Genomic DNA, 2,548 nt, shown 5'->3' with positions numbered 1-2,548 from the left:
AGCACTGGCAGAAGAAATAGTTTTAGAGGAGCCAGCAGCTGAGGAGGTTTTTACAGAAGAAGTAGTTCTTGAGAAACCAGTAGTTGATGAGGCTCCTGCAGAAGGAGTGGTTCTTGAGGAACCGGTAGCAGAAGAAACTACTGTTGGGGAAGGTTCAGCAGAGGAAATCCCAGTTGAAGAGCCAGTGGCTGAGGAAGCACCGTCAGAGGAGATAATCCTCGAGGCTGCACCAGCAGAAGAAATAATTCTTACAGAGGAACCAGTAGCAGATGTAGATTTGGATGCACTTCTTGAAGAGGTAGGAGGGGCTGTTGAAGAAGAGCCAGCACCAGAGCCTGAGCCAGAGCCTCCAGCAGAGGAGAAGGCAGATGAGATAGTAATTCCTGATGTTGGTGTAGATTTAACAGATCCAAACAGAGTAATGAGTGCGGAAGAAATAGAAAAGCTCTTTGCAAATATCTAAAATTAAAGTTTAATACCTGTCTCAAAATGAGGCAGGTATTTTTATTATTTCCAATAAATAGTAAAGCATAATGGCTAAATGGTATTCAATTCAGAAACATTGAAAAATAGTCGAAACAGAAAATAAGAAAATTTGGAAAAAAATTAAAAAAAGGACTTGCAAAAAACAGGAAAAGGCTATATACTTATCTTCGTTGCTGAGGCAATGAATTGAATATGCGCGACTAGCTCAGCTGGCAGAGCACCTGACTCTTAATCAGGGTGTCCAGGGTTCGAACCCCTGGTCGCGCACTAGGAAAAGACGTTGAAGAAATTCAGCGTCTTATTTTTTTTTGCGTAAGGTAAAGAAAAAATGCTGCTAGAAAATCTAATTAGGCGCGAGCAAGAGGGCCCCATGCAAGCTAGGAGGGAGCCCCGAAGGGGAAAGTTGCCTAGCGCAGTATGGGAGATGGCTTGCGGGAGCTTTGTAAGACATCAAGCAGCATTTATAATTTATCGGCTAGCGATTAACTTAAAAATTGGATTACCCTGACTAGAAAACTTTTCTTCATATTCAGTCATCACATTGCCTTCATTCATAGTGGCATCATTATGCAAATCATAAGTGATGGCATCTAACTTCCAAAGAGGATGATTATCAATTTCATCCACAGAGAAATCAAATAAGCCCCTATTATCAGTTTTAAATTCGATATTACCTTCCTTAGAAAGAATAGTGTTATATCTGTTAAGGAAATTAGATGAAGTAAGACGGCGTTTGCTGTGTCTATCCTTTGGCCAAGGATCACTAAAGTTTAAGTAGATTTTATCTACCTCGTAGCAGCTGAAAATATCAAGAATTTCAGCAGCATCAAAACAGATAAAGCGAAGATTAGGAATCTCTTCCTCCTCAACCTTTTGAATAGCTCTAAGAAGAACACTGGTATAGCGCTCAATACCAATATAATTAATATCAGGATTCTGCTTGGCAAGTGTAGTAATAAACTGACCCTTTCCCATACCTATTTCGATGTGAATAGGATTGTTGTTTTTGAATACTTCTGATTTATATAAACCTTTAAACTGAGCAGGATTATTGATGCAATAGCTACTATTGGCAACAACTTCATCTGCGCCAGGAATATTTCTTAATCTCATTTTAACCTCCGTATAATTAAAATCCCTAAAATTATATCACAAAAAAGCTAGATAAAAGCTACAAGAAAAAGATAAAAAAGTAGCTAAAGCAATGTAATTTATTTATAATCAATGTTGTGAATAAAATGATAAAATAGAATTCGCATATCCAATATATAGGGATAAAGACAATAATAACAGAGGCATTGAAATAGTAGGTTATGAGTTTTAAGAGAGTAATAAGTAAGTTTTTAGTATTCATATTTGTAGTTAATGCATTAGTAATATGCAATTACAAAACAGTAAAAGCGGAAGATTATTGGCCAAGTAGTGTTGATGTGGTGGCTGAATCAGCCATTATTATGGAACAGGAAACAGGAACTATCCTATATTCAAAGAATATTGATGAGGTTCATTTCCCAGCCAGTATTACAAAGATTATGACCGCGTTGATAGTCCTAGAAAATTGTGAGCTGAATGAAACTGTAAAGTTTTCAGCTGAAGCCGTTTATGGAACAGAGCTTGGTTCATCAAGTATTGCAAGAGATGTCAACGAGGAAATGACAGTAGAGCAGACACTTTATGGAATGATGTTAGAGTCTGCAAATGAATGTGCATACGCATTAGGAGAGCATGTTGCTGGAGATATCCCATCATTTGTAAAGATGATGAATGCAAAGGCCAAGGAGCTTGGATGTACCAACACCCACTTCAATAACACAAACGGTCTTCCAGATGATGAGCACTACACAACAGCACATGATATGGCGCTGATTGCCAGGGCTGCATATGCTATTCCAAAGTTTGCAGAGATTGTAGGAACAAAGAATTACACTATTCCACCAACAAATAAGCATCCAGATCCAACACCACTTAATAACCATCATCAGATGCTTCACTACTACAAGTCTAACAAGTATATATATGATTATTGTCTGGGTGGAAAGACGGGATATACTGTTGTGGCTGG

2 protein-coding genes, 1 tRNA gene and 1 pseudogene are annotated in these 2,548 nt (G+C 38.1%); 3 read left to right on the top strand and 1 reads right to left on the bottom strand.

The features are described from left to right. Positions 1 to 463 (top strand): annotated as a pseudogene (locus tag BUA88_RS16260) (hypothetical protein); the annotation flags it as partial. A gap of 217 nt (positions 464 to 680) precedes the next feature. Continuing rightward, positions 681 to 753 (top strand) — tRNA-Lys (locus BUA88_RS15740). 201 nt (positions 754 to 954) lie between these two features. Here the strand turns inward: BUA88_RS15740 and trmB are convergent. Further along, on the bottom strand, positions 955 to 1,599 hold the full coding sequence (gene trmB / locus BUA88_RS15735) for a tRNA (guanosine(46)-N7)-methyltransferase TrmB (RefSeq protein WP_072919708.1): 645 nt from the start codon (positions 1,597 to 1,599) through the stop codon (positions 955 to 957). Positions 1,600 to 1,799: 200 nt separating this feature from the next. On the opposite strand from trmB, the gene BUA88_RS15730 reads away from it, so the two are divergent. Further along, positions 1,800 to 2,548, top strand: a 749-nt coding sequence (locus tag BUA88_RS15730) for a D-alanyl-D-alanine carboxypeptidase family protein (RefSeq protein WP_143151468.1), incomplete at its 3' end; no start/stop codon positions are given.

It is taken from the genome of Pseudobutyrivibrio xylanivorans DSM 14809 (assembly GCF_900141825.1).
In the GTDB taxonomy this organism is placed as follows: domain Bacteria; phylum Bacillota; class Clostridia; order Lachnospirales; family Lachnospiraceae; genus Pseudobutyrivibrio; species Pseudobutyrivibrio xylanivorans.
Note: the sequence above shows the minus strand (reverse complement) of the source record. Positions and strands in the feature narration are given on the sequence as shown.

Coding starts and splice junctions, on each gene's coding strand:
- trmB (WP_072919708.1), bottom strand. CDS start 1,599: ATGAGATTAAGAAATATTCCTGGCGCAGATGAAGTTGTTGCCAATAGT.